The sequence below is a fragment of the Banduia mediterranea genome, assembly GCF_031846245.1.
In the GTDB taxonomy this organism is placed as follows: domain Bacteria; phylum Pseudomonadota; class Gammaproteobacteria; order Nevskiales; family Nevskiaceae; genus Banduia; species Banduia mediterranea.
The window spans coordinates 106,583-130,622 of the sequence record NZ_JAVRIC010000008.1; the positions used below are offsets into that span (position 1 = coordinate 106,583).

General features: G+C 64.2%; 24 protein-coding genes, 1 tRNA gene and 1 pseudogene. 8 read left to right on the forward strand and 18 right to left on the reverse strand.

The features are described 5' to 3' along the window. Positions 1-121 precede the first annotated feature (121 nt). Positions 122-1,441, reverse strand: coding sequence for a sigma-54 interaction domain-containing protein (locus tag RM530_RS07835; RefSeq protein ID WP_311364665.1), 1,320 nt, complete (start codon positions 1,439-1,441; stop codon positions 122-124). Between the two features lie 236 nt (positions 1,442-1,677). On the opposite strand from RM530_RS07835, the gene RM530_RS07840 reads away from it, so the two are divergent. From RM530_RS07840 to RM530_RS07850, 3 genes are read left to right on the forward strand one after another with little or no spacing between them, the layout of a single operon-like run. After that, the gene (locus tag RM530_RS07840; RefSeq protein ID WP_311364666.1) at positions 1,678-2,562 is read left to right on the forward strand and encodes an MBL fold metallo-hydrolase; all 885 of its coding nucleotides are present in this window, start codon (positions 1,678-1,680) and stop codon (positions 2,560-2,562) included. Positions 2,563-2,604: 42 nt separating this feature from the next. Then, positions 2,605-4,272, forward strand: coding sequence for a bifunctional protein tyrosine phosphatase family protein/NAD(P)/FAD-dependent oxidoreductase (locus RM530_RS07845; RefSeq protein ID WP_311364667.1), 1,668 nt, complete (start codon positions 2,605-2,607; stop codon positions 4,270-4,272). Between the two features lie 10 nt (positions 4,273-4,282). Continuing rightward, the gene (locus RM530_RS07850; RefSeq protein ID WP_311364668.1) at positions 4,283-5,107 is read left to right on the forward strand and encodes a sulfite exporter TauE/SafE family protein; all 825 of its coding nucleotides are present in this window, start codon (positions 4,283-4,285) and stop codon (positions 5,105-5,107) included. Positions 5,108-5,157: 50 nt separating this feature from the next. Here RM530_RS07850 and RM530_RS07855 read toward each other — a convergent pair whose 3' ends face one another. The 4 genes from RM530_RS07855 to RM530_RS07870 all read right to left on the reverse strand — a co-directional run bounded on the left by RM530_RS07855 (position 5,158) and on the right by RM530_RS07870 (position 7,389). Beyond that, the gene (locus RM530_RS07855) at positions 5,158-5,487 is read right to left on the reverse strand and encodes a hypothetical protein (RefSeq protein WP_311364669.1); all 330 of its coding nucleotides are present in this window, start codon (positions 5,485-5,487) and stop codon (positions 5,158-5,160) included. Then, the gene (locus RM530_RS07860) at positions 5,447-6,718 is read right to left on the reverse strand and encodes a M1 family metallopeptidase (RefSeq protein ID WP_311364670.1); all 1,272 of its coding nucleotides are present in this window, start codon (positions 6,716-6,718) and stop codon (positions 5,447-5,449) included. The genes RM530_RS07855 and RM530_RS07860 overlap by 41 nt, the downstream gene beginning before the upstream one ends. Next, positions 6,715-6,867: a hypothetical protein gene (locus RM530_RS07865; protein ID WP_311364671.1), complete on the reverse strand. Its 153-nt coding sequence runs from the start codon at positions 6,865-6,867 to the stop codon at positions 6,715-6,717. The genes RM530_RS07860 and RM530_RS07865 overlap by 4 nt, the downstream gene beginning before the upstream one ends. A 72-nt stretch (positions 6,868-6,939) precedes the next feature. Beyond that, positions 6,940-7,389 carry a DUF2721 domain-containing protein gene (locus RM530_RS07870; protein ID WP_311364672.1) on the reverse strand — a complete coding sequence of 150 codons (450 nt, stop codon included), beginning with the start codon at positions 7,387-7,389 and terminating at the stop codon, positions 6,940-6,942. A 103-nt stretch (positions 7,390-7,492) separates the two neighbouring features. Here RM530_RS07870 and dapE point away from each other — a divergent pair, with 103 nt between their 5' ends. Beyond that, a complete protein-coding gene (gene dapE / locus RM530_RS07875; protein ID WP_311364673.1) occupies positions 7,493-8,638 on the forward strand; it encodes a succinyl-diaminopimelate desuccinylase in 1,146 nt (381 codons plus the stop codon). Then, complete coding sequence (locus RM530_RS07880; protein ID WP_311364674.1) at positions 8,635-9,618, forward strand: YheT family hydrolase; 984 nt, start codon at positions 8,635-8,637, stop codon at positions 9,616-9,618. Before dapE ends, RM530_RS07880 begins: the two co-directional genes overlap by 4 nt. On the opposite strand, the gene RM530_RS07885 is transcribed toward RM530_RS07880, so the two are convergent. Both RM530_RS07885 and RM530_RS07890 read right to left on the reverse strand, forming a co-directional pair. Then, a complete protein-coding gene (locus RM530_RS07885; RefSeq protein ID WP_311364675.1) occupies positions 9,589-11,394 on the reverse strand; it encodes a patatin-like phospholipase family protein in 1,806 nt (601 codons plus the stop codon). The two genes, RM530_RS07880 and RM530_RS07885, sit on opposite strands and share 30 nt — an antisense overlap. Positions 11,395-11,634: 240 nt before the next feature. Further along, on the reverse strand, positions 11,635-12,654 hold the full coding sequence (locus RM530_RS07890) for a class I fructose-bisphosphate aldolase (RefSeq protein ID WP_311364676.1): 1,020 nt from the start codon (positions 12,652-12,654) through the stop codon (positions 11,635-11,637). A gap of 150 nt (positions 12,655-12,804) precedes the next feature. Between RM530_RS07890 and RM530_RS07895 the strand changes: the two genes are divergently transcribed. Then, positions 12,805-12,892, forward strand: a tRNA-Ser gene (locus tag RM530_RS07895). A 505-nt stretch (positions 12,893-13,397) separates the two neighbouring features. Here RM530_RS07895 and RM530_RS18960 read toward each other — a convergent pair. The 10 genes and pseudogenes from RM530_RS18960 to RM530_RS07940 all read right to left on the reverse strand — a co-directional run. Further along, positions 13,398-14,042: pseudogene (locus RM530_RS18960) on the reverse strand (recombinase zinc beta ribbon domain-containing protein); the annotation flags it as partial. Next, positions 14,029-14,439 carry a putative toxin-antitoxin system toxin component, PIN family gene (locus RM530_RS07900; protein WP_311364677.1) on the reverse strand — a complete coding sequence of 137 codons (411 nt, stop codon included), beginning with the start codon at positions 14,437-14,439 and terminating at the stop codon, positions 14,029-14,031. The gene RM530_RS07900 and the pseudogene RM530_RS18960, both read right to left, overlap by 14 nt. A gap of 7 nt (positions 14,440-14,446) precedes the next feature. Continuing rightward, the gene (locus RM530_RS07905) at positions 14,447-14,710 is read right to left on the reverse strand and encodes a ribbon-helix-helix domain-containing protein (RefSeq protein ID WP_311364678.1); all 264 of its coding nucleotides are present in this window, start codon (positions 14,708-14,710) and stop codon (positions 14,447-14,449) included. Between the two features lie 99 nt (positions 14,711-14,809). Then, on the reverse strand, positions 14,810-15,499 hold the full coding sequence (locus RM530_RS07910) for a hypothetical protein (RefSeq protein WP_311364679.1): 690 nt from the start codon (positions 15,497-15,499) through the stop codon (positions 14,810-14,812). Between the two features lie 246 nt (positions 15,500-15,745). Beyond that, positions 15,746-17,176, reverse strand: coding sequence for a tyrosinase family protein (locus RM530_RS07915; RefSeq protein ID WP_311364680.1), 1,431 nt, complete (start codon positions 17,174-17,176; stop codon positions 15,746-15,748). Positions 17,177-17,184: 8 nt separating this feature from the next. Continuing rightward, entirely contained in the window at positions 17,185-17,619 is a 435-nt protein-coding gene (locus RM530_RS07920) for a hypothetical protein (RefSeq protein WP_311364681.1), read from the reverse strand. Between the two features lie 167 nt (positions 17,620-17,786). Next, on the reverse strand, positions 17,787-20,495 hold the full coding sequence (locus RM530_RS07925; RefSeq protein ID WP_311364682.1) for a protein kinase domain-containing protein: 2,709 nt from the start codon (positions 20,493-20,495) through the stop codon (positions 17,787-17,789). 303 nt (positions 20,496-20,798) lie between these two features. Next, positions 20,799-22,529, reverse strand: a complete 1,731-nt coding sequence (gene ggt / locus RM530_RS07930; RefSeq protein WP_432276082.1) for a gamma-glutamyltransferase — start codon at positions 22,527-22,529, stop codon at positions 20,799-20,801. A 33-nt stretch (positions 22,530-22,562) separates the two neighbouring features. Continuing rightward, positions 22,563-23,045: a LabA-like NYN domain-containing protein gene (locus RM530_RS07935; protein WP_311364684.1), complete on the reverse strand. Its 483-nt coding sequence runs from the start codon at positions 23,043-23,045 to the stop codon at positions 22,563-22,565. Further along, positions 23,045-23,266, reverse strand: coding sequence for an RNA-binding S4 domain-containing protein (locus RM530_RS07940; RefSeq protein WP_311364685.1), 222 nt, complete (start codon positions 23,264-23,266; stop codon positions 23,045-23,047). The genes RM530_RS07935 and RM530_RS07940 overlap by 1 nt, the downstream gene beginning before the upstream one ends. Positions 23,267-23,375: 109 nt before the next feature. Between RM530_RS07940 and RM530_RS07945 the strand changes: the two genes are divergently transcribed. Then, on the forward strand, positions 23,376-23,525 hold the full coding sequence (locus RM530_RS07945) for a hypothetical protein (RefSeq protein ID WP_311364686.1): 150 nt from the start codon (positions 23,376-23,378) through the stop codon (positions 23,523-23,525). A gap of 2 nt (positions 23,526-23,527) precedes the next feature. Here RM530_RS07945 and RM530_RS07950 read toward each other — a convergent pair whose 3' ends face one another. Then, the gene (locus RM530_RS07950; protein WP_311364687.1) at positions 23,528-23,722 is read right to left on the reverse strand and encodes a hypothetical protein; all 195 of its coding nucleotides are present in this window, start codon (positions 23,720-23,722) and stop codon (positions 23,528-23,530) included. Positions 23,723-23,853: 131 nt separating this feature from the next. Here RM530_RS07950 and RM530_RS19130 point away from each other — a divergent pair. After that, on the forward strand, positions 23,854-24,040 hold a 187-nt coding region (locus RM530_RS19130; RefSeq protein WP_489752849.1), incomplete at its 3' end, for a DUF2238 domain-containing protein.

Here is a 24,040-nt window from a genome sequence, read left to right on the forward strand (position 1 = left end):
GTTTTAAATCAGTTACTTGAAATCGTGCCGGGCGAAAAACCGGCCCCACTGGCGCTGCCATTGACAGTCCAAGGCAGTCGATTGGCAGTGCCGGAGGAGACGATGCCGCCTTTGCCGCGTCTCATTCCAGGCCGAGTTCGCGCAGGCGCCGGTAGAGCGTGCGTTCGCTCATGCCCAAATGCTGGGCCAGTTCACTGCGCGTGCCGCGGAACACCGCCAGAGCATGGGCGAGACGTGCCTGTTCCCCCTGGCCGCGGCCAGGTCGAGCACTTGGCCGCGCCTGCGCTTCGCGCAGCTCCACCGACAAATGCTCGACATGGATGCAGCCGTCGTCCGCAAACAGGCGCGCGCGCTCAAGAATATTGCGCAGCTCGCGGACATTGCCGGGATAGGCATAGAGGCTCAGACGCTTCATCGCCGCCGGATCGATGCTCGGCGCGGCGCTGCCGGCGATGCGTTGCAGCAGGCTGTCGATGAGCAAGGGCAGGTCTTCGCTACGTTCACGCAGGGCCGGCAGGCGAATCGGGAAAGCGCTGATGCGGTAGTAGAGATCCTGCCGGAAGCTGCCGGCGGCCACCATGTCCTTCAGCGGCTTGTGCGTCGCCGAAACCAGACGGAAATCGGCGCGCAGGGTTTCCAGGCCGCCGACACGACGGAATGTGCCCGATTCGATCAGGCGCAGCAGCTTGACCTGCATCGCCATGGGCACATCGCCGATTTCGTCGAGAAACAGCGTGCCGCCATGCGCAGTTTCGGCGAGGCCGATCTTGCGCTGGGCGGCGCCGGTGAAGGCCCCCTTTTCGTGACCGAACAGCTCGCTTTCCAACAGCGCCTCGGTCAGTCCGGTGCAGTCGACCACCACCAGCGGCCCGCGCTTCCGCGCGCTGCTGGTATGCAGCGCGCGGGCGAACAATTCCTTGCCTGTCCCGGACTCGCCCTGCAGCAGTACCGGAATCTGCGCCGGCGCCGCTCGCTGCAACGCCGCCAGGGCCTCCTGGAAGGCCGGCGCACGACCGACCAAGCCGTCCTGTTGCGGCTGCGCCGATGCTGCGACCACCGTACTCAGACGTTCGACATAGGCCACGACCCGGCCGTCGCCGTCGAGAATCGGCCGCAGCTCCACATCGACATGTTCTGGGCCGCGCGGTGTGTGATGGATGTGCAGGACGCGATCCGGCGCCCGGGTTTCATGGGCCTTACGCATCGGACAATGCTCACCGGCCTGATCGCAGGGCAGCCCGTACTGATGAGAAACCCGGTAGCACTTGGCGCCGACATGCGGCGTGCCAGCGACGCCGAATTGCCGCTGGTAGGCGCCATTGGCCGCGAGGATGTTGTACTCGGTGTCGAGCACGATGCTGGGTTGCACCTCGTGTTCGAGATACGAAATCAGGGCCTGGACCTGGGGCTCGGAAGCAGACGGGAACGGCGGTGAACTCATCGGGTACCCCGGGTGACGGACGCCGCCACCTAAACGCCTAGCGGCTTTCTGCCAGATTCTGCCATTTGCTGCCAATTCTGTCAGCCAGCCACCCATCACCGCGCCAGACCATGTTATTTAGTTATTGATTATTAAGATAATTTAATACAACAAAGGCTTGGCACGGCTCTTGGAATAGATCCGAACTGACAGTCAGTCCGCCCCGGACAGACAGCCCCACGCAAGGGAGCGAACCGATGAACGCGGCGAACGAGATGCAGGTGGAAGCCTTCTTCGACAAGGCGACGTGGACGATCAGCTATCTGGTCTTCGATCCGGCCAGCCGGCAATGCGCGCTGATCGACAGCGTGCTCGACTTCGATCCGAAGTCCGGCCGGACCTCGACGCAGGCCGCCGAACGGCTGATTGCACGCGTGCGCGAACTCGGCGCCTCGGTGCAATGGCTGCTGGAGACGCATGTGCATGCCGACCACCTTTCGGCGGCCGGCTATCTCAAGGAACGGGTCGGCGGCCAACTGGCGATCGGCTGGCATATCACCACGGTGCAGGACGTCTTCGGCCGGCTGTTCAACGCCGGAGCGGGGTTCGCCCACGACGGAAGCCAGTTCGATGTGCTGCTCGACGACGGCCAAGAGTTCCTGATCGGTACGCTCAAGGCCAGAGCGCTGCATACGCCGGGACACACGCCCGCCTGCATGAGCTACGTCGTCGAGCAAGGTGAACAGTCCGTGGCATTTGTCGGCGATACCTTGTTCATGCCGGACTACGGCACGGCGCGCTGCGACTTTCCCGGTGGCGACGCCCGCACCCTGTATCGATCGATCAACAAAGTGCTGAGCCTGCCGCTACAGACACGCCTCTACATGTGCCACGACTATCTGCCGAATGGCCGCGAGCTGAAGTACATGACCACGGTGGCCGAGCAGCGCCGCGACAACATCCACGTTCGCGATGGCATCAGCGAGGAAGCCTTCGTAAGCATGCGCCAGACGCGCGATGCGAGCCTGGAGATGCCGACGCTGATTCTGCCGTCGGTGCAGGTCAACATGCGCGCCGGCCACTTGCCGGAGCCCGAGAACAACGGCGTCCGCTACTTGAAGATTCCGCTCAATGCACTCTGAACGCAGCACGCGTTCGGCACGAACCAAGCAGGAGAAGCGCCCATGCAGCCTCGCAGTCTGACGCCCGAATTGTCGGTCGCCCCGCAGATCGGCATCGCCGACGTCGCCACGCTCGCAGCGCAGGGATTTCGCAGCATCATCTGCAACCGACCGGACGGCGAAGCGGTCGATCAGCCCGCGCATGAGGAGATCGCTCGCGCCGCACAGGCTGTCGGCTTGAGCCTGCACTATCTGCCGATCGAGTCCGGCAGGGTTGACGACGCCACGGCGCGACAGTTCGGAGCGCTGATGGATGAGCTGCCGAAACCGGCTTTCGCCTACTGCCGTACCGGCATGCGTTCGGCGACCCTGTGGGCGCTGTCGCAGGCCGACAGGCGGCCCCTGCCAGAGATTCTCGAACGGGCCAGGCAGGCCCAGTACGACCTGTCGGCGGTGGTGCGCCGCATCGCCAACGGCGGCCGTGCTCCGCTCGACCGGATCGACTTCCATCATCAGGTCGTCATCGTCGGCGGCGGCGCCGCAGGCATCGCGGCCGCGTCGAGCCTGCTTCGTCGCGACCCCAAACTCGACGTCGCGATCGTCGATCCAGCCGAAGTCCACTACTACCAGCCCGGCTGGACTCTGGTCGGTGCCGGCGTGTTCGACGCCAAGTTCACGGCTCGTACCATGGCTTCGCTGATTCCGCGAGGCGCGCACTGGATCAAGGCGGCGGTCGCCGCCTTCGAACCGCAGGCCAATGCCGTGATCCTCGACGGTTGTCGTGTGATCAGTTACGAGCAATTGATCGTTTGCCCAGGGCTCAAACTCGACTGGACCGGCATCGATGGTCTGGCGGAAACCCTGGGGCGCAACGGCGTAACCTCGAACTACCGCTACGATCTCGCTCCATACACTTGGGAACTGGTCCAGCGCTTGCGCAGCGGGCGTGCCCTGTTCACCCAGCCGCCGATGCCGATCAAGTGCGCCGGCGCACCGCAAAAGGCGATGTACCTGTCCTGCGACCACTGGCAGCGCCAGGGCCGGCTGGCGCAGATCGAAACGCGCTTCTGCAACGCAGGCGCCGTGCTGTTCGGTGTCGCCGACTACGTGCCGGCCCTGATGGAATACGTGAAGAAATACGGCATCGATCTCGATTTCGGACAGACGCTGGTGGCGGTCGACGGCCCCGGACGACGCGCCAGCTTTGCCCGCACACGCACTGACGGCAGCCGCGAAATCATCGAGCAGGACTTTGACATGCTGCACGTGGTACCCCCTCAGACCGCGCCCGATTTCATCCGTGTCAGCCCGCTGGCCGATGCCTCCGGCTGGATCGATGTCGATCCGGGCACGCTGCAACATCGTCAGTACGTCAATGTGCATGGCCTCGGCGATGCCGCCAATACCAGCAACGCCAAGACGGCGGCGGCGGCACGCAAACAGGCGCCGGTGGTGGCCCACAATGTCATCGTCGCCTTGCGCGGTCACGGCAAAATCGCACGCTATGACGGCTATGGCTCCTGCCCGCTGACGGTCGAACGCGGCAAGATCGTGCTGGCCGAGTTCACCTACGGCGGCAAGCTGGCGCCGAGCTTTCCGACCTGGCTGCTCGACGGGCGCAAGCCGACCCGCGCCGCTTGGTGGCTGAAGGAACGTATCCTGCCGCCCTTGTATTGGCAGGGCATGCTGAAAGGTCGCGAATGGATGGCTCAACCGGAGTTCAGCGCGTGAACGCAACACCATGAGCGAGCCTGTGCTGCTCGGCGCCGGGCTCGGCGCCATCGTCGGCGCGATCCTGGCTCTGACCGGCGCCGGTGGCGGCATCCTCGCCATACCGCTGCTTGTATTCGGCCTCGGCCTGTCGATGACGCAGGCGGCGCCGGTCGGTCTGCTGGCGGTGGGGCTGGCGGCCGCCCTCGGCGCGGTGCTCGGCTTGCGCGAGGGCGTGGTCCGCTATCGTGCCGCGGGCTTCGTCGCCGGCATCGGCGTGCTGCTGGCGCCGCTCGGCCTGTGGCTTGCACACCGGGTGCCGAACGCGCCCTTGTCATTGGCATTCGCGGCCGTGCTGGTCTATGCCATGCAGCGCATGTTCCGTCAGGCGCGTCGCGAACTGCGCCACGGCGTGCCGCCGTTACGCACCGAAGTGCTGCCCTGCGTGATCAATCCGCAACGCGGCCGTCTGCGCTGGACGCTGCCGTGCGCGCGGGCACTGGCCTTGACCGGCATGCTCGCCGGCCTGTTGTCGGGGCTGCTCGGCGTGGGTGGCGGCTTCGTCATCGTGCCCGCCCTGACGCGCTACACCGATCTCGACATGAAGAGCATTGTCGCCACCTCGCTGGCGGTGATCGCCCTGGTCTCGGCCGGCAGTGTCGCCGCGGCAACGCTCACCGGCGCGATGTCCTGGACGCTGGCGGCGCCGTTTGCCGGCGGCGCGGTGCTGGGCCTGCTGCTCGGCCGGCAGTTTGCCGAGCGCCTGGCAGGGCCGCGCCTGCAGCAGGTGTTTGCGCTGGTCGGTTTGTTTGCGGCCGCGATGCTGGTGTTGCGCGCGCTGGGGCTGCCGCGCTGAGGGCGTGGTCGCGCTGCCGATAGTCTGGCAGCGCGACCGGGTCAGGAAAGCTACTTGTCGTCGCTGTCCTGCCTGGCCTTCTTGAAGGCCTGAGCGCGTTCGATGTATTCGAAACGACGCAATACCTTGGAGTGCGGATCGATCGTCACCACGCCATCGGCCGGCGCGTGCACGCGGCCCGTGCCGTCCCGCATCGGCAGGCGCTCGGTCTCGCTACCCACCTGTACTTCGACCGGCATCGGGAACGGCTTGTCCGACGGCACTTTCCAGCGCAGCAGCAGATCATCACCGTCTCGCTCGGTCAGCAGTTCGGGCAAGTCCGCCTCACGGATATAGACGTCAAAGAACCAGCGATAGTCCGCTCCGGTGGCGGCGGCCACGGCATTCACGAAGTCCCCGGTGCTGGCGTAGCGCGACTCGAAGTTGCCGGGCTCCGGATCCGGACGACCGTAGACCAGCCGGCGAGTCGCGTCGAAGAACGCCGCGTCGCCGATCAGCTCGCGCAGGCTGTGCAGCACCAATGAGCCCTTGACGTAGATCACCGCCCGGGCCACGCTCCTCGTTGTAGACGTCTTCCTCGTGTTGCGGCGTTCCGGAGACCACCGGCGCCCGGTTAATGATGCCGAAGCGCTGCCGATGCAGCGCTGCGTAGTACGACGCCATGTCCCCATAGAGATATTGCGCGTAGAGCGGCTGCATGTAAGAACCGAAGCCTTCGTGCAGCCACATGTCGTCCCAATCCGCGTTGGTCAGCTGATTGCCGAACCATTCGTGCGCGAACTCATGCTGCAACAGATCATCGTAGCCGTTGGCATCCTTCACATAGTGATTGCCATAGGCATTGATCGTCTGATGCTCCATGCCCTTGTACGGCGTCTCCACCACACCGATCTTTTCGTCGGCGAACGGATACGGCCCGATGCGCTGCTCGAAGAAATCGACCATGCGCGGGAATTCGGCGAACAATTCGGCGGCCTCGTCCTCGTGTCCCGGCAGATACCAGAAGTACATCGGAATGCTGTTGCCGTAGCGGCTCGCGTAGTCCCCTTCCAGTACCTTGTACGGTGCGATATTGAGCGCGATCGCGTAGGTGTTCGGGTTGTGCGTGCGCCAGTGATAGGTTCGCCAGCCATCGGCCTCCTCGACACCCAGCAACACGCCGTTGCTTGGTGCCACCAAGGGCATCGGCACGCTGATCCGCAGATCGACGGTTTGCGGTTCGGCGGTCGGATGGTCGATACAGGGCCAGAACAGGTCGCAACCCTCGCCCTCCACCGCTGTGCCGATCCAGGGTTGTCCATCCTCGGTCCGAGCCCAGACGAAGCCACCGTCCCAGGGCGCACGTTTGGCCACATGCGGCTTGCCGCCATATTCCACGGTGACCTCGATCTGAGTCCCGGCGGCGGCGGTCTGCGGCAAGCTGATACGCAAGCGCCCGTCCGGATTGCTCCAGACATTCGCAGGAAGCATCGTTCCGTCCACGGCAACCGAATGAATCTTGAAGTTGCGGTCCAGGTCCAGCGACACGCTTTGCAGCGGCTCGCGCGCCTGCACAACGAGTTTGGCCTTGCCGTCGATGGTCTCGTGTTCGGGATCGACCCGCAGGCTCAATCGGCCGTCAGCAGACGCTGGGCGAGATACTCGGGAGGAAGCTCACCACCGGATTCCCGGGTGTATTCCGTCAGCGGAGGCTGCGAGTTCATGCTGCTGCAGGCAGTCAGCACAAGGGCGGCAATGATGAGGCTTCCGGTCTTGTTCATTCGAGAGGATTGTGCAATGCGAAAGAGTCTGATGTTCGAACGGCGCTCGGGGTCGCGGCTGACGATGGCCTATCAGTCCGGGTCGGGTTCCCCGATACGCAGATAGCGCGTGGCCAGATAGACCTCGCGCAGGAACATCAGCAAGGCAACGATCAGCGACGCCAAAGCCGCGACGAAACCGACGGCAATCACCAGCGCCAGGTTGATGTGCGCGAAGACGCCCACGAACAGGGCGACAATCACGCTGCTGATCAGCAGAGCGCCGGCGATGCAGAAACTGATCGACCCGAGCGTGAGCCGCGCCCGTTGGCGTTGTTGCAGCAGGTTTTCGCGTATCACCTTGGCCCGTCCGGCCGGCGCCATTATCAGGTTCTTTTCAAGCACCCGCGCCCGGTCCACGGTTCTGGCCAGCCGGCTGGCCAGCACGCCCAGAAGGGCGCCGATGCCGGTCAGCAGGAACACGGGCGCAACCGCCAGTTGGATGACGTGAGCAACTTCGGCCAGTGGCGCGTCCTGATTCATCGGATCGAAAGATGTCGAAAGTGATGACACAGCATGAGGCCTGCAGTGCGTTTGCCCAAGTCCGGTAAACTTCGCCGGCTGATCTTCTTCCGACTCTTTCGCGATGCCCGACGACGTTCGCGCGCCCGATACGCTGGCGCTGCTGCAGGACCTGATCTCACGCCGCTCGCTGACGCCTGAAGACGCCGGCTGCTGCGCGCTGATCGGCAAGCGTCTGTCCGCGCTGGGCTTCCGGCTGGAGTGGCTGCCGAAGAACGGCGTGACCAACCTCTGGGCGGTGCGCGGCGAATCCGCGCCTTGCGTAGTCCTTGCGGGACATACCGATGTGGTGCCGACCGGCCCGCTGACGCAATGGAGCAGCGATCCGTTCGAGCCTAGCCTGCGTGACGGCTTTCTCTATGGTCGCGGCGCGGCGGACATGAAGTCCGGCCTGGCCTGCATGGTCACCGCCGTGGAACGGCTGCTCTCGCGAACCGAGCTTCAGGGATCGATCGCGTTCCTGATCACCAGCGACGAGGAAGGTCCGTGCCGGGACGGCACGCGTCATGTCGTGGAAGTGCTGCGCGAACGGGGCATTGCACCGGAGTATGCGATTGTCGGCGAAGCCTCGTCGATGGAAGTGCTGGGCGATCGCATCATGATCGGCCGGCGCGGCTCACTGGGCTGCAATCTGCGCGTGCACGGAAAGCAGGGGCATGTTGCCTATCCGCAGCGTGCCGACAACCCGATCCACCGGCTGACGCCGGCCCTGAACGAGCTGATCGCCATGTGCTGGGACCGAGGCAATGCGCATTTCCCGCCGACCTCGTTTCAGGTTTCGAACCTCAAGGCCGGCACCGGCGCCCATAACGTGATTCCGGGCGAAGCCGAGGCCGTGTTCAATCTGCGCTACTCCACGGAGCTGGATGCTGAGCGCATCAAGGCCCGGGTACACGCGGTACTGGACCGGCATATCGAACGCTATGACGCGGACTGGTGGCACACCGGCGAGCCGTTTCTGACGCCCGGCGGCCCACTGGTCGAAGCCGCATCCGCAGCGGCGCAGGAGGAGACCGGGCTGCACGCCGAGCGCTCCACCGGCGGCGGCACCTCCGACGGGCGCTTCATCGCCACGCTGGGCACGCAGGTGGTGGAGATCGGACCGGTGAACCGCTCGATTCACCAGATCGACGAGCACATCCGGGTTGAAGACCTGGAACGCCTGTCGCGCATCTACGAGCACACTCTGGAACGCCTGCTGGCGGCATGAGTCTACTGCCCCCATTTGCACCACGCGGCCTGCTGCGCAATGCCAGCTTGCAGTCGTTCCTGGCCTCCTGGAAATTCCGCAACCGCCTGCGCGGCGATCATCCGATGCAGCAGGCGGCGGTTTCGCAGCTGCTCGATTGCGGCGACGGCGTACGCCTGACCGGCGTTCACTCGCCGCAGCCCGCCGGACGCAGGCCACGTGCCCTCGCGATCCTGTTCCACGGCTGGGAAGGCAGTGATCGCTCGGCGTATCTGTATTCGCTGGCCTGCAGCCTGTTCGATGCCGGCTACAGCGTGTTCCGCCTGAACCTGCGCGACCACGCCGACACCCATCATCTCAACGAAGAGATGTTCCACTCGGCGCGCATGGACGAGGTCTACGGCGCGATGCGTAGCGCACTGGCCCTGGACGAGGCCGAGCGCCACGTCGCCATCGGATTCTCGCTGGGTGGCAATTTCGCGCTGCGCGTCGGACTGCGCGCGCCGGATGATCTGCTGCCGGCGATGACGGTCGGTGTATGCCCGGCGATCAATCCGCGCGCGACCATGCAGGCCATCGACGACGCCTCGCCGCTGTTTCGCCGCTATTTCATGAGCAAGTGGCAGGACTCGCTGCAGTCCAAGGCGCGCGCCTGGCCGCAGCGCTATGACTTCAGCGACATCACGCAAATCCGCAGCTTCATGGACATCACAGAGCGCTTCGTCATCGACTACACCGAGTTCGAGACCCTGAGTGCCTATTTCGACGATTACGATCTACGGACTGAATTGCGCAACACCCCGCGCTCGCCGCTGACGATCGTGACGGCCCAGGACGATCCGGTGATTCCGTTCGAGGATTTCGCGGGCATCGGCGAGGCCTCCGGCGTGCGCCTGATCGCGCCACCGCATGGCGGCCATTGCGGATTCATCGACGACTGGCGGCTGCGCAGCTGGATCGATACTTGTGTGCTAGCCCTGCTCGACAAGGCTCTCGATTAGCGTCGGCAACTTTTTCATCGCCTGCTTGTAGCCGAGTTCGATCAGTTCGTCCGCGCGCTCCCAATCGAACATCGAAACGCCGGCCAGCGGCATGCGCAGATAGCAATCCACCTGCGCCGCGCGCTTCTCCAGTTCTTCCTTGGTCGACAGCGTGGCGGTGCGGTACAGGATCTGGAAGATGTTGGTGCGCCTCTCCACTTCGACGGAATTCGGCAACTGGTCGGGATTGCTGTCGGCACCGCCAGCGGCACCGTGAAAGGTTTCCATGGCCGATACGTCCGAAGCGATCACCGGTCCGCGGCCGAGTCCCACCACCACGTCCGAGGGCACCGACATCAGCACGCCGCCGTCCACCAGCAGGTCGCCGTTGTAGACGATCGGCGGCGCCACACCGGGCACCGTCATGCTGGCACCGACCCAGTGCGCGAGCGAGCCGCGATCGTGGATTTCGGCACGAGCCCGCGTGAGATTGGTCGTCACGCAGGAATAGACGCGCGGCAGATCCTCGATCTGCGCCTGCCCGAACAGGTTCTCCAGCGCCCGCCGCGCCTTCTTCGCCTTGATCAGCGAAATGGTCGGCACTGTGTAGTCGTTGAGCAGATTGCGGTCGACGAACAGACTGCGCACCACACGTATCATTTCTTCAGACGGCAGACCCTGCGCCACCATCGCGCCGATCAAGGCGCCCATGCTGGTACCCGCGATGATGTCCGGCTCCAGGCCGAGTTCGCCCATCGCACGCATCAAACCGACATGCGCGAAACCGCGCGCGCCGCCGCCGCCCAGCGCCAGGCCCAGCGCTCGCCCCGTCATCAAGCGCGCAGCACGGTCGAAACTGCTTCGGTCGCCGACATAGACACGATGATGCAGGGCCGCGCCCGAAAGGTCGCGCCAGAGCATCGGCTCGCTCCAACCGTGCCCGACGATCACGATCTCGACGCCGGCGCGTACCGGCGTGTCGCGCAACTGTTCGGTCAAGGCACTGGCCGTAGCACCCATCCCGGAATTGGCCACCAGCACGATACGGTCGGCCTGGCGCAGGCAACGCGCGGTCCAGGCATTGTCGAGCCCGTCGCTTTCGTAGACCAGGTAGCGATAGCCACGCTCAAGCTCGTCGAGCCAGGCCACGGTCTGTGACTCCGTCTGCGGCATGTTGCAGCTCGAAATCCCGTCCGCGGTCTCGATGCAGCGGCCATCGACACGCAGGCAGGTGTTGCCGACGGCCAGCGAACGCATCAGGCCACGCGCCACCACCTCGACCGGCGAACCCTCATGCGCCGGCACGATCGCGATGGTGCGTACGCTGGTGAAATCGCGCTGGCGCGTGCCTTCCCCATACAGCGAAGCGCGGAGCCAGGATCGCACCGAGTTGCGTGCGAAATCGGGGTTGCGCAGCAGCAGGCGCTCGAAAGTGCGCGGCGGAATCTTCAGCACCTGACTGTCGCGTACCGCGCGGATGCTGGCACGGTGCGGCATATCTGCCAGGATCGAAAGCCCGCCCATGGCTTCGCCCCGCCCCAGTTCCTGCACCGTGACCTCGCCGTTGTCGCCCTGCCGCTCCGCGCGCAAGCGCCCACTGACCACGGCGTACAGCGAATCCGCGGTGTCACCGCGGCGATACAGCACATCGCCGCCGCGCAGTGACAGCAGCGTTGCCGTCGCCGCCAGCTGCGAACGAGCCTTGGCGCCCAGCATGGAGAACAGCGGCGACTCCTGAAGAAATCGGGAAATCGCCTGCGCCTCCGGGGAACGGTCGTCCTGGATCGGGAACTTCATGGTGACAGATATTATTTCACGGACTCGATGCAGAATACCGAGGCCGCCGGCGATCGGGCGCCGACAGCACGCCCGTGGCGGGCCAGGCAGGCACGCAATCCGTTGTACACCCGCATGCCGGATCGGCCTGCCGAGTCGAGAGCGCTGCCACCTTCATGGACGGCGGCCGGAATGAACAAACAAAAAAGGCCGGGAGAAGCTCCCGGCCTTTTTGATACCGCCTCGAATTCCCGACGGCGATCAGGCGACCGTTTCGAGCGAATCGTTGTACTGACCAAGCGAGGCCAGCGAATTCATCTTGGCGCGATGGTGGAACGCACGCTGGGCGTCGGCGACGTTGTCGACCTTGCCACCCCAGGCCTTGAGTGACGGCGCCTGCAGGGCGCGGCCATAGGAGAACGACAGCGCCCAGGGGCCACCTCCCATCTCGTTCATCGCATTCAGATGAGCCGTGGCGACTTCGTCCGACTGTCCACCGGACAGGAAGGCGATGCCGGGGACCGAGGACGGCACATGATGCTTGAGCGTCCGCAGCGTGGCCGCGGCCACGGTCGACACATCGGCCTGGGTCGGGCACTTCTTGCCAGAGATCACCATGTTCGGCTTGAGGATCATGCCTTCGAGCAGCACACGCTGCAGATAGAGCTGGTCGAACACCGCCTGCAGCGTGTCGGAGGTGACCTTCTCGCAGATTTCGATCGTGTTGTCGGCGTCCATCAGCACTTCGGGTTCCACGATCGGCACGACGTCCGCTTCCTGGCACAGCGCCGCGTAGCGCGCCAGGGCATGCGCGTTGGTTTCGATGCAGTAGGCCGACGGAATTCCGTTACCGATGGTGATCACTGCACGCCATTTGGCGAAGCGCGCGCCGGCTTCCCGATACTTCACCAGCCGTTCGCGCAGGCCATCGAGCCCTTCGGTGACGGTTTCGCCCGGTGCACCGGCCAGAGGCTTGGCGCCCTTGTCGACCTTGATGCCCGGAATCACGCCCTTGGACGCAAGCAGCTTGGAGAACGGCGTGCCGTCGAGTGCTGACTGAAACAGGGTCTCTTCAAACAGGATGGCGCCACTGATGAACGCTTCAGCCCCAGCCGTGGTGAACAGCATGTCGCGGTAGGCTTGGCGATTGGGCTCGGTGTTGTCGATGTTGATTGACTTGAATCGCTTCTCGATCGTGCCGGTCGACTCATCGGCGGCAAGGATACCCTTGCCAGGCGCGACCATCGCGCAGGCGGTGTTATTCAGCAGCTTTTCGTTCATAAACTCACTCGTGATACTCGAACAGGAATTGGAGGATCGCCGTTCCCAGCGTGGAATCTTTTGAATTTTATGTCTTTAGTAGCGTCGCGGCCAAGCCTTTCGCTATGATTCCGCCCCTTCGAGGGTCCCAAGCCGGCCTTTGAGGTCTGTGGAGAGGTGGCAGAGCGGTCGAATGCGACGGTCTTGAAAACCGTTGACCCGCAAGGGTCCGTGGGTTCGAATCCCACCCTCTCCGCCATATCCATTTGGCCTGTCGTCAGACAGGCCAAAGCCTTGAAAGGCAAGGCCGTTGAGGTGGTTTGAAACCCCTCGCCACGCAGGTATCTCAACCGCTCGGTGAAGGCCAGTTTCATCAAGGTTCTTTGCTCAGCCAGTGCGCCGCTTTCCCAGAGTTTCCAAGGACTTGCGAGCAGCGCCAGGGCGGTTTGAAGTGCCTCGTTGAATGGGCGCAACGGCTTGCCCACTTGCATGATCTTCTCGTGCAGTGCGACCTTGTCATGTTCGAGCTTGGTGACCTTGCGTTCCAGCGCGGCCAGCACGGTTGACGACTCGACCTCTACGATCCGTTCCAGCAGCTTGTCGGTCTGCCGTTCGATCTGACGCAGGTCGTCCCGCAGATGCTTGCTGCGCCCCTTCTGCTGTTTGACGCGGTGATCCCACAAGTCCTGGAACATCGCCTTCGCCAGCGCGAAGAGTTCTTGGGTGGGCGTCAGTCCACGCACAAGCTGTCCAAACTCACCTTCGATGTCCGCCTTGCGGATCATCCTGGCTTTGCTCCCGCAGTCCTTGTTGAAGCAGTAGTAGTAGTACGCGTGGCGCGTTCCATTGCGTGCCTTTGCCCAGCAAGCGGTCAGCGGATTGCCGCAGTCCCCACAGGCCACAAACTCGCGAAGCGGGAAGTCAGCGTCCAGATTCTTGCGTGTGGGCACATACGCGGCTTCGTTCCTCCTTTCCTGGATGCGTTCATAGGTGGCGTATGTGATCAGCGGCTCGTGCTGTGCCTTGCGTAGTGACACATCCATCGCCTCGGACTCGATGTAGCCGGCATACACCACCCGCGAGAGGATGCGATTGACTTCCTCATGCGTGACTTCGCCTTTGGGCGGTTTGGGAAACTCTGGACAACTGTCGAACAGCCGCTTGACCTCCGCCTTGGTCTGATAGCGACCGTCCGCATAGCCTTCCAGCGCCTGCTTGATGACCGGCGCCAGCACAGGATCGGGAATCAGCATCTTCCCGCGTCCTTTGACAGCGGTGTACCGATACCCACGCGGGGCGAAGTGGACCCACAAATCGCAAGCGGTCTTTCGAAATCGCCCAATCTCGTCCTCACGCTGTCCCGCTTGAAACGCGGGGCACGGACAGTTCTGCTTTCTATGAAAGCGCATCCATGAACCGGCGAGCGGACACGATGCGCGTTCCCTCGTATTTGCCGAGGCTCAGCAGATCGGCCTTGTCCCCTGTGACGAGATAGTCGGCCTTGCCCGCCTGTGCCATCGCCAGCAGGTAGTTGTCGTAGGGATCGGGTGAGACATCGACGGTGGGGAGTGGCCCGACCATGACCGAGAGTTCGCGAATCTGGTTGACGAGCCGTCCGGCGATGACCGGCGACAGGCGTTCTCGAATTCTGGGGTAGCGGGTGACGCGATTCAGTTCCGTGATTTGTTCTTCTGCGGACAGCAATATGAACTGGCCTTTGCGCCAATGCGCCAGGAACTGCGCCGGCAGTGAGGCTTCGATCAGTAAGGCGCTGACGAGGATGTTGGTATCCAGAACAACCCGCATGGATACATCAATGGCTGGACGAGAACAGATTGGCGCGCGTGTCTGCGACGGCTTCGTCAATCAGGCGCTGGGCTTCGTCTGCAGGCAGATCGGAAAAGCCTTTTCTGGCATCGGCCACTGTTTGCTCGAACACGCGCCAGCGCACGGCTTCTTCCACAAAGGCCGACAGGTCGCCTTTCTTCATGCCGCGCTGTGCGAGATAGCTGCGCAGGGCGATGTCGGTGTCCTTGGATACGGTGAGCGTCCAGCGAGTGGTGTCGTCACGGCTCATGGTCGGTCTCCTTCATAAACATCTATACACTTATAAACATAACACGCTAAGCGTCTATCTCTAAGAAAAAACGCACAAAACGCTTGTTGATCGAGAGGCTCACAAGCCGCGTTCCGGTCTGTGGCGACGGCTGCGTTTCGGCCGTCGTTCTGGGTGCGGCTGTCGGTCGGCGTGCGACCATGCCTTGGACAGGCGCTTCTCGCGTAGCTCGCCCAGACGGGCACCTTGTGCTTCCATTCGCTGCGTTTCGGCATGAGCGATATCGTCCCCGAGTTCACGGGACCAATCCCGGCGCTGACGGCGTGATGGGCTCAGGCGCGCTTGCAGCGCGCGGCGCTGTTCGAGCTGCTTGAAAATCAGCCCGTCTTTTTCGGCGCGGTCGCGCTCGTAGGCGGCTAGCGTTTCCCGCTCGTTGTGTCCCCTGATGCGGCCGTGCTGGCCGGTCAGGCGATCCCAAAGCCCGTGCAGGCCCTTGTTGAAGCGAGTCTGTCGAGCAACGGCTTCTTTGCTCCACCGCTCCCGCAGGCGTTCATCGAGCTGTTTTCGCTCATGCCGGTGCCGGTCGATCAGCGCTTTGCGCTCACTGGCCGCTTTGGCGCGTTGCAGGGCGTTGACGCGGTCCTGCGCGGCTTTGAGCTCTTGCAGGCGCTGCGAGACCTGCGCGGCCATTTCTTCCCGGCATCGCGCGACGCTCGGCAGCTTGCCGTCGTCCTCGTCGCCCAGCCGGGCGCGGACGGATTTGGTTCGGACACCGACCCACCTGGCGATGGCGTAGATTTCGCCGTGCATGTCCACGGCGACAAAGCTGCGGCGGTCGCCTCGGGCGAGTTTGTACCCGCGCTCTTCCAGTGCGGCGGCAAATGCCTGCCGGGAGTCCGAAACGGCCCAGCAGGTGGCGGTGGCTGCGGGTACGTTTGATGGTGAAGATGGAGCACCGCCCCCCCGAAGCTATGTGGGTCCTTCAGCGAGACTACGCTCCGTTGTGGCTTGAAACCATTACTGGATTGGGTGGTGGGGCATTTGGAATGCTCGGTTTCAGGGCAGGACCTGAACCTGTACAGCGCTGATCCGAATGCGTTCCGCGCTGTCGCGCCCGTCGATTGTCTCGACGTGCATCGAGAATTCGAGCGCCGGATGCTCGCGCGTCAGCAGCGCGGGCGCCAAATGGCGCAGCGCTCGGTCCAGACTGAACAAACTGCTTGATTCGACGCGCGCAACACCGTTCGCTCCAGCCGCGTGCGCTTGGTGCGCTTCATGCACAAGCATGAAGAACGCGGCGACACCGAGGTATCGAGGGTCATCGTCGCGGCGTGCCGCGCGCAAATTCTCGCAGTCGACCCCCAGCAGCACGACGCTGCGCGTGTCGACCGGTACATCCAGCGTGATCCGTGCGAAGAAGCGCGGCTCGGGGTGGGTGTCGAAACCGCGTCCGAGCGCTCGCAGCAGCGACGACTCCAGCGGCACGCGCACGACTGCGGCGGCGTTGTCCGCGCTGGCGGACGACCCGGTCGGGTTCGTGACAAGGGGCATGCGAATCTTCGCGCGCTCGTCTCGACCACAGGAAATCGCAGCACTTCGCTCGGATCCCGACGGCTCATAGGCGTACCCAAGCGCGCGGGTATCGAGCAGCGATGCGACGCGCGGACGCACCCACTCCTGCGCCTCGACCGACCAGAACGCGGCCAGGGGAAACTCTGTCCACGTGCTGTCGCAAGGATTCAGCTGTGGGTGGCGCGCGCTCCAAAGGTCCCACAACCGGTCCAAATTGGCATGCAGCAACCAGAACATCGGGTCCTTCGGCGCATAGGGGCCGATCATGGCACCACCGATTCTGTCGTGAATCAGACGGTGGTCTCCTTCGAGCACGGAACCGATTGCCGCCGTGCGCTGATCCAGCGGAGTCGGCCGGCCGCCGACGAACGCCAGTTGTGTGTCCAGCGCCGGGTAGTCGCGCATCAACTGCCGGCGGTCGACGCTAAGGTCGGCGCCAGCGTTCGGATTCCGGCTGGCGTACGACAGCGCACCGCTGGACACGGCGTCGGGCAAGGCGATCCGCGCCGTATCGCGCTGCCAGTTCCAGTACGGAAGCGCGAATGTCGGCCGGCCGGAAAGCCTCGAGCACAATTGCTCGAAGTGATTCAGGAAGGCGCGATGCCAGGGCAGGAAATACCAGTTGTTGTGCGCGCAGTGCCGGGCATGGATCGTGGCCTGGCCAAGCAGGCCACGAGGGTCCTGCTCGTCCTCGATCGCGCGCAGGCATTCGAAGGCTCGACGGAAGGCACACAGGTCCGGATCGTCGTCGGCCATGGTTTCGATGTCGCGACGAACGCGCATCGGTGTGCCCGTAGCCGGCAGCAGCACGATGCAACCCGCGGAGAGCTTTCCGGCGGTGACGGCCAGTGCCGACTTGAGGACGCGACGGCGCTGCAGACTGAATCGCGGCGCGATCGCGCGGGATCGGGCCATGCGCGGTGCTACTCGAGTTCGTCGGCGAGATCGATCAGCGCCTGCCCCTGCGCCCGGAGAGCGTCCAGCGACCCGGGACCGCTGACCTGCGCGAGCACTTTGTCCTTGAGGAGTACGAAGACCGGATCAGTGGCTCGCCACTCGGTCGGAGACGCGTTGGGGAATGCCACCGCATAGGTCGGCACGCAGCCGCCGACGACAGCACTCACCTCCACTGTCCATTCCGGCAGACCCAGCACCGGCCCGGACAGTCGGCTGCGGATGCGGTCGGCCAGCATGTAAAACGCCCGCTTTTGCGTCGGCGAAAATCCCCCGTGATGCTCGGCAAAGGCCTGCACGGCGCCCTCGTCCGACAGCTGCAGACCATCGAACGCGGTCCGTAGCGGGCCGTGCGGGATCGCGAGGCCGTCGAAGAAACTCTTGATCTGCATCAAACTTGCCATGTGTTCACTCCTTGAGAATTGCTACAAATTGCGACACCGGCCCTGCGGAGGCGGCGGCAGCGGACCGTGCTGAGATCAACTCGCTGGCACAGCGTGCCGGCCACAACGCAAGCAGTCCGGACGAACGTCCGACGATTTTCTGACCGCTCACCGCCGTACCGACCAACTCAAGCCAGGGCCGCCAGGCGCCGGGCAAGCTCTTGCGTCCGCCAATGCCCGGCCCCCAGAACCGCGTCGTAGATGTGCGCGGCTTTTCGCAGTTCGTCTCGCGCCGTCGAGCGATCACCGCGCGACAGCAGCACCATCCCCCGTTCGCGATGCAGGTCTGCCTTGTAGAGATGCATCGGCGGCAGATCATCGAAGTTCAGCGCTTCGGCGCCATTCAGCCCGGCCCAGGCCTGGTCCATCCGACCGCTCCGCCGCCACGCCTCGATCAACGCAAGCCGAATGCCGCGCGTCAATGGATGCGCGGCGCCCAGCGCCTTGTCGGCCACGGCGACAGCCTGCTCCAGCGTGGCCGTGGCCCGCTCCAAGTCGCCCTGTTGCATTTGTGCGCGCCCGATCGCCTCGAACTCGACATAGCTCTGGTCGACCCCGCGCCCGGCCCAGCCCTGGACCACGGCCAGCACCGAGTTCAGCTGGGGAATCGCCAGTTCGGGACGATGCTGTTCGAGCTGCAGGTAGGCCCGGTAAAGGTCCACGGTCAGCATGCTGGCACCATCGTCCTTCATCCAGTCGCGAAAGATCGCCTGCGCTGCATCGAGTTCGACCGCGGCTTCGTGGTAGCGTCCGGTCCGGCTGAGCACCTGCCCGAGCCGCGCACGCGCGGTCGCCGTATCGACCGGGCTCAGTTCGCCGGACTGCAGCAGCTGCCGCAGCAGGCGCTCGGCCTCACCATAGCTCGTCAGGTCGAGCAGCACCGCGCTGTAGGACAGCTGCGTGCGCCTCAGCAAGGCACGGTCGTGGCCGGCGGCGCGCGCCATCAGCGTCCCGGCCTGCCGCAGATCCTCACCGGCGCGGACCCATTCGCCATTGCGCGCACGTGCACTGGCAAGCGCAAAACGCAGTGAGAGCACGCGTGGGTGTCCCCCTCCCAGCTCCAGCGTGGCGGCGTCGAGGATCGCCTGGTATCGCGGCAATTGATCGCCGAGCTGCCCGACCGGCCAGGCCAAACCGACCAGGGTTTCGGTCAAGGCCACTGCCGACTCGCTGGTTTGCTTGCCGCTCGATTCGAGCAGGCTCAGCGCATGGTCGAGGTCGGTATAAGCCTGGCCGGGAAACTCCAGTGCCAATTGGGAACGGCCGAGTGCCTCGTAGATCTGCGCGGCGATGTCGGGCTGGCCGGGGAATCGCGTGGGCACCTCGGCTGACGCCGCATCCAGCAATTGCTTGACCGTCAGGTCCTTCACCGGCTGCTCGCCACGGCTGATCGTGGCCAGCATGCCCTGACTCAGAAAGTCGCTGACGGCCTGCGCGCGACGCGCCTCGGTCTCGGCCCGGTCCCGCGCGCTGCGCGCCTGAAAATACAGGTAGGTGCTCACCATCAGGCCCAGGATCAGCACCACGACCGCGACGCGGATGCCTGCGCGCCGGGCACGCATGCGCTCCGCTGCGCGCCGCTCGGCCTCGGCCTGCTCACGGGCGCGCTGTTCGCGGAGGCTAGCGTCCCGACGCGCCTCGATCTGACGCAGCCGATCCGCCAACAACGCAACATCGCTGAGCCTGTCGTCGGGATTCCCGTCGGCCGCCAGACCGATGTCCTCGCGCAGCATTTCGTCGTCGACTTCGCGCTCCCAGCCCGGCGCCAGCGGCCGCCGCAGATTGCCGGTCACCAGTTGAAACAGCATCACGCCGAGCGCATAGATGTCGGCCTGTACGGTGAACGGCTTGCCGGCGACGATTTCCGGGGCGTAGTACAGCGGTGTACCGCTGCTGGTGGTGGCCTCGTCTACCAAGGTGGTGAAGCCCATTCGGGTGATGTCCAGCGCCTCCAGCCGGGCCGGATCGAGCAGTCGGCCGCTGCCGAAATCGCCCAGACGGATACGGATCCCGCCCACGCCCTCAGGGACGATCAGCACGTTGGCAGGCTTGAGGTCCTTGTGCAGCACGCCCAGCGCATGCACCTGGGCGAGCGCTTCGGCAATCTGGATGATGATGTCCAGGCGCACGGCCAGCGGCACCGCCTGGACTCCGCCCTGAGCCTCCAACCACTCCTGAAGACTGCCGCCGACACAGTATTCCGACTCAATGAACCAGGGCGGCTCATCGAAATTCCAGTCGATGACTTCTACGCTGCATCGGGCGTCGCCGATGCTTTCCTTGAGCAGGCGGAAGATCGTGACCTCGCGCTTGAGGCCAGGCAGCGCGCGCGGGTCATTCGTGAATTTGTAGACGCGAAGCGCCCGTGTCTTGGCGTGCTCGGCCAGCCAGGCATCGCCGGACCGGCCGAGGCGACGAAGCAGGCGCCAGTTACTGCGCAGCGGCACGGCCGCTCCGGCAACCAGATCCACCTTGGCTGCCGCACTCGCGCCGGCTTCTTCGTTCAGCAGCGTGACCGGCGCATCAAAACGATAGCCATAACCGTGAACGGTCTTGATCCACTCCTGGGCGTCGTCGTTCAGCGACTGTCGAAGCTTGGCGACGCAGCGCGTGAGGACCGATTCAGTAACGATACGCCCGGCCCAGAGCGCATCGATCAAATCATCCTTGGTGATCAGCTCGGCCTGGTGGCGCAGGAACAGCATCAACAGGTTGAATGGCTTGGGCTCCAGCGTCACGACCTGGCCGCGGAAGCAGAGCTCGCGCCGCGTCTCGTCCAACTCGAACTCGCCGAACGCCCAGCGCGCGCGCCTAGCGCTCCCCCCTTCATCGCCCAAGAAAAACTCCGGCGGAGACTTCTTTCCCATACCCGTACCCCCGAAGCCAAGAATCAGCGATCGACCCCGATGTCGTCAATTCGATGACCCGCTGGCTCGCAAACGGGTGCTACCCCCGACATTTCGGTCACTTTCGAGAACATCGGAAATGACCATGAGGAGCTTTCATGCCTACGACAAGGCAGTTCAGTACCGATTTCAGCTGCGGGGGCTGTTGAGCAGGCGGACCAGCCGATGCGGCATCAAAATGGCCGCAGCTCGTACCTCGGCGTCCTGGCGCGAAACAAAAACAATACGCCTGGCTTATTCGACCTTCCCAAGCCCCGAGTCACCCCGCGGATCGCTTGCGGCCTCAAGCTCACCGGACTTCAAATCCCAGGTCACCACGTTCATGAAGCCCCAAGGACCACGCGGTTGCAGCGTATGACCACGCGCCTCCAGAGCTTTTTCGGTGGCTTCGTCGCCGAAGGCGCCTGGTTCCATGAACACCAGGTCCGGCATGTGCTGCTCGTGATAACGCGGCTGCGCGGTGATCTCTGCGGCGCTCTTGCCGTCGATGAAGGCCAGCATGCCTTCGAACACCTGAGTGATGATGGTCGAACCGCCGGGCGAACCGAGCACCGCGACACGTTCCGGGCCCATGACGAAGCTTGGGCTCATCGAGGACAGCATGCGTTTGCCCGGCGCGACGGCGTTGGCGTCACTACCGATCAAGCCGTAGGCATTCGGCGCGCCGGCCACCAGTGCGAAATCGTCCATTTCATTGTTGAGCAGCACGCCGGTGCCCTCGGCGATGAAGCCCGAACCGAAAGCGAGGTTCACGGTGGAAGTACAGGCCACCAGGTTGCCCTCGGCGTCGATGATCGAAAAATGCGTGGTGTGCATGCCTGGATCGCGCCTCAATACGGACGGCAACATGTCCGAAGGCGTGGCCTTGTCGGCGCGGATCGAGGCACGCAAGCCGGCCGCGTAGTCCGGCGACAGCAGTTGCCGCAGCGGCATCTCCACGAAATCGGGATCGCCAAGGTATTCGTTGCGATCGCGGAAGGCGCGGCGCATCGCTTCGATGATGTAGTGGTAGCGCTGCGCGGCGTCCACCTTATCCAGATCGTAGCCGCTGAGAATATTGAACATCTCGCCTATCGCCACGCCGCCGGACGAGGGCGGCGGCGCCGAGACCACGCGCCAGTCGCCGTAGTTGACGACAATCGGTTCGCGTTCCTTGACCTGATAGCTCGCAAGATCCTCGGCGACCCAGTTACCGCCGGCGCCACGTACCGCTTTGACCAGTTGCTGTGCGATGGCACCTTTGTAGAACGAATCGGCACCATCGGCGGCAATACGCTCCAGCGTGCTTGCCAGCTCGGGTTGCTTGAACGTCCATCCAGCCTGCGGAACCTTGCCGCCCGGCAACAGAATGGCTGCGGACGCCGGATAGCGGGCGATCACCTCGCTGCGCCGGTCGAGTTCTCGCAGGAAGCGCGCGTCCGGCTGATAGCCGTTGCGCGCATGCGCGATGGCCGGCGCCAAGGATGCTTTCAGCGGCAGCTTGCCGTAGTGCTCGGCGACCCAGGCCAGACCGGCCGGTTCACCCGGAATGCCGGACGAGGTCGGTCCGTTGATCGAGGCGTCACGATTCGGCTTGCCGTCTTCGTCCACGTACATGGCCTCATTGACGGCCGCGGGCGCGGTTTCGCGCGCGTCGATCATCACTTCCCGGCCATCCGAAGCGCGGCGTATCAGCATGAAGAATCCGCCGCCGATGCCGGAGCTTTGTGGCTCCACCACGGCCAGCGTGGAGGCCACGGCCACCGCCGCATCAAAGGCATTGCCGCCGTCGGCCATGATCTTGAGGCCGGCTTCGGTCGCCAGCTGATGGGCGCTGGCAACGGCCGCGCGACCGGGGCCGCTCTGGGTCTCGGCGGCGGCGCAGACCACAAGCGGAAACAGGAGAACAAACAGACACTGCGGCCAGAGCGATCTCACGCGTGAATCTCCAAATCTGAATACGGAACGATCCGAGCATAAGCCCATATGGGAGCAGCACAACAGTCGCGCCGGCAGGTGCTACAGCAGCAGGTCCTGCGTGATCGGATTGAATTGCGAGGCGGCATGGACCAGGGAGGCAGCCGTCAGTTCAGGCACGCCATAGACCTCGAAGCGTACGCCGTACTTTTCGATGGCACGTCGCGCCAGCAGATCGAAGTCGCCGTCACCGGACAGAAGAATCACCACATCGACTTCGGGGGCCGCTTCGATCACGTCCAGCGTGATGCCCACGTCCCAGTCGCCCTTGGCGGAGCCGTCCGCGCGCTGGATGAAGGGCTTGAGCTTCACCTCGAAGCCGATGCCGCGCAGGATGTTCTGAAACTGGCGTTGCTTGGCGTCACCGCGATTGGTGGCGTAAGCGATCGCGCTGACCAGTTCGCGGCCCGCCGTGGCCTGTGCCCAGAAACGGTTGTAGTCGAAATGCCGGGAATAGGTGTGGCGGCAGGTGTAGTAGACGTTCTGTACGTCGGCGAAGATCGCCAGTCTTGGAAGCGACGCCATCAGCCGGCGGCGCGCACTTCGATGCAGGCGTCGCCGATGCGCACCTTCTGCCCCGCACGGATCTTGCAGGTCTTGCGCGATTCGATCTGACCGTCCACCGACACCACGCCGCTCGCGACCATCGCCTTGCCGGCGCCGCCGCTATCGCAAAGGCCCACCAGCTTCAGTAGTTGATTGAGTTCGACGAACTCGCCTTCCAGCTCGAACGGGATGACTTGCATGGGTTCAATAATAACCGCTCACGAAGGCTCGCAGCAGGCGGCACTTCAGTGATGGAGACTCCGCCGACCATTATCCGGCGGCCAAACCCGCCGCCCAAGGAGCAACACGATGCAGACTACAAAGAAGGTCGCTCAACAGATCATCGAGCATCTGCCGGAGCAGGCGAGCCGGGAACAGACTCTGTTTATCAGATCTGACGGTCATGCCGCGAACGGCTCGTCGCGTCCGTCGGCAAGGTTGAAATTGATGACACAGTAAATCTAGCCCAAGGGACTGCCTGGCGGCACCTCGGCCGGCTTGACCTTCGTGTCCAGCGGTCGCTGCGCAAACCGCTTGAGCGTGTCTAGCAGACCGAAGCGCTGGGCACGCTCGGCGTCGTTGCCGCCCTTGCCATCCACCAGTTGCTCGCGCAGTTCGTCCAGCTTCATCAGTGCGTGGGCTCGCACCTGCGGCATCGCTATTACGTATTACGGCGACAGTATACAAAACGCACGAATTGATTCGGGCGAGACAGGGGAAACAGTAAACCGTCACCGTAACCCGCCGAGGTCTCCACCGCGCTGGCCTCCGGCGCCGCGCTGGCGCAATCGCAGGCGGACCTGCTGATCACCGGCAGCAGCCTCGATGTGCTGCCCGAAGCCCTGGCGTCGGTGGCGATCTCGGGCAGGCCTACCTGGGCATGCAGGGCGATGTCTGGGATTCGCAGAAGGATTCGGGGCTTGCCCTGGCCGGCGCCCTTATCGCCTGGGCCGTGGGCCTGATCCACAGCCGCC

Excerpts from the sequence above, each read along its gene's own strand:
- RM530_RS07835 (WP_311364665.1), bottom strand. The coding sequence starts at position 1,441 with ATGAGTTCACCGCCGTTCCCGTCTGCTTCCGAGCCCCAGGTCCAGGCC.
- RM530_RS07840 (WP_311364666.1), top strand. The coding sequence starts at position 1,678 with ATGAACGCGGCGAACGAGATGCAGGTGGAAGCCTTCTTCGACAAGGCG.
- RM530_RS07845 (WP_311364667.1), top strand. The coding sequence starts at position 2,605 with ATGCAGCCTCGCAGTCTGACGCCCGAATTGTCGGTCGCCCCGCAGATC.
- RM530_RS07850 (WP_311364668.1), top strand. The coding sequence starts at position 4,283 with ATGAGCGAGCCTGTGCTGCTCGGCGCCGGGCTCGGCGCCATCGTCGGC.
- RM530_RS07865 (WP_311364671.1), bottom strand. The coding sequence starts at position 6,867 with ATGAACAAGACCGGAAGCCTCATCATTGCCGCCCTTGTGCTGACTGCC.
- RM530_RS07870 (WP_311364672.1), bottom strand. The coding sequence starts at position 7,389 with ATGAATCAGGACGCGCCACTGGCCGAAGTTGCTCACGTCATCCAACTG.
- dapE (WP_311364673.1), top strand. The coding sequence starts at position 7,493 with ATGCCCGACGACGTTCGCGCGCCCGATACGCTGGCGCTGCTGCAGGAC.
- RM530_RS07880 (WP_311364674.1), top strand. The coding sequence starts at position 8,635 with ATGAGTCTACTGCCCCCATTTGCACCACGCGGCCTGCTGCGCAATGCC.
- RM530_RS07885 (WP_311364675.1), bottom strand. The coding sequence starts at position 11,394 with ATGAAGTTCCCGATCCAGGACGACCGTTCCCCGGAGGCGCAGGCGATT.
- RM530_RS07890 (WP_311364676.1), bottom strand. The coding sequence starts at position 12,654 with ATGAACGAAAAGCTGCTGAATAACACCGCCTGCGCGATGGTCGCGCCT.
- RM530_RS07900 (WP_311364677.1), bottom strand. The coding sequence starts at position 14,439 with ATGCGGGTTGTTCTGGATACCAACATCCTCGTCAGCGCCTTACTGATC.
- RM530_RS07905 (WP_311364678.1), bottom strand. The coding sequence starts at position 14,710 with ATGAGCCGTGACGACACCACTCGCTGGACGCTCACCGTATCCAAGGAC.
- RM530_RS07910 (WP_311364679.1), bottom strand. The coding sequence starts at position 15,499 with ATGCACGGCGAAATCTACGCCATCGCCAGGTGGGTCGGTGTCCGAACC.
- RM530_RS07915 (WP_311364680.1), bottom strand. The coding sequence starts at position 17,176 with ATGGCCCGATCCCGCGCGATCGCGCCGCGATTCAGTCTGCAGCGCCGT.
- RM530_RS07920 (WP_311364681.1), bottom strand. The coding sequence starts at position 17,619 with ATGGCAAGTTTGATGCAGATCAAGAGTTTCTTCGACGGCCTCGCGATC.
- ggt (WP_432276082.1), bottom strand. The coding sequence starts at position 22,529 with ATGGGCTTATGCTCGGATCGTTCCGTATTCAGATTTGGAGATTCACGC.
- RM530_RS07935 (WP_311364684.1), bottom strand. The coding sequence starts at position 23,045 with ATGGCGTCGCTTCCAAGACTGGCGATCTTCGCCGACGTACAGAACGTC.
- RM530_RS07940 (WP_311364685.1), bottom strand. The coding sequence starts at position 23,266 with ATGCAAGTCATCCCGTTCGAGCTGGAAGGCGAGTTCGTCGAACTCAAT.
- RM530_RS07945 (WP_311364686.1), top strand. The coding sequence starts at position 23,376 with ATGCAGACTACAAAGAAGGTCGCTCAACAGATCATCGAGCATCTGCCG.
- RM530_RS07950 (WP_311364687.1), bottom strand. The coding sequence starts at position 23,722 with ATGCCGCAGGTGCGAGCCCACGCACTGATGAAGCTGGACGAACTGCGC.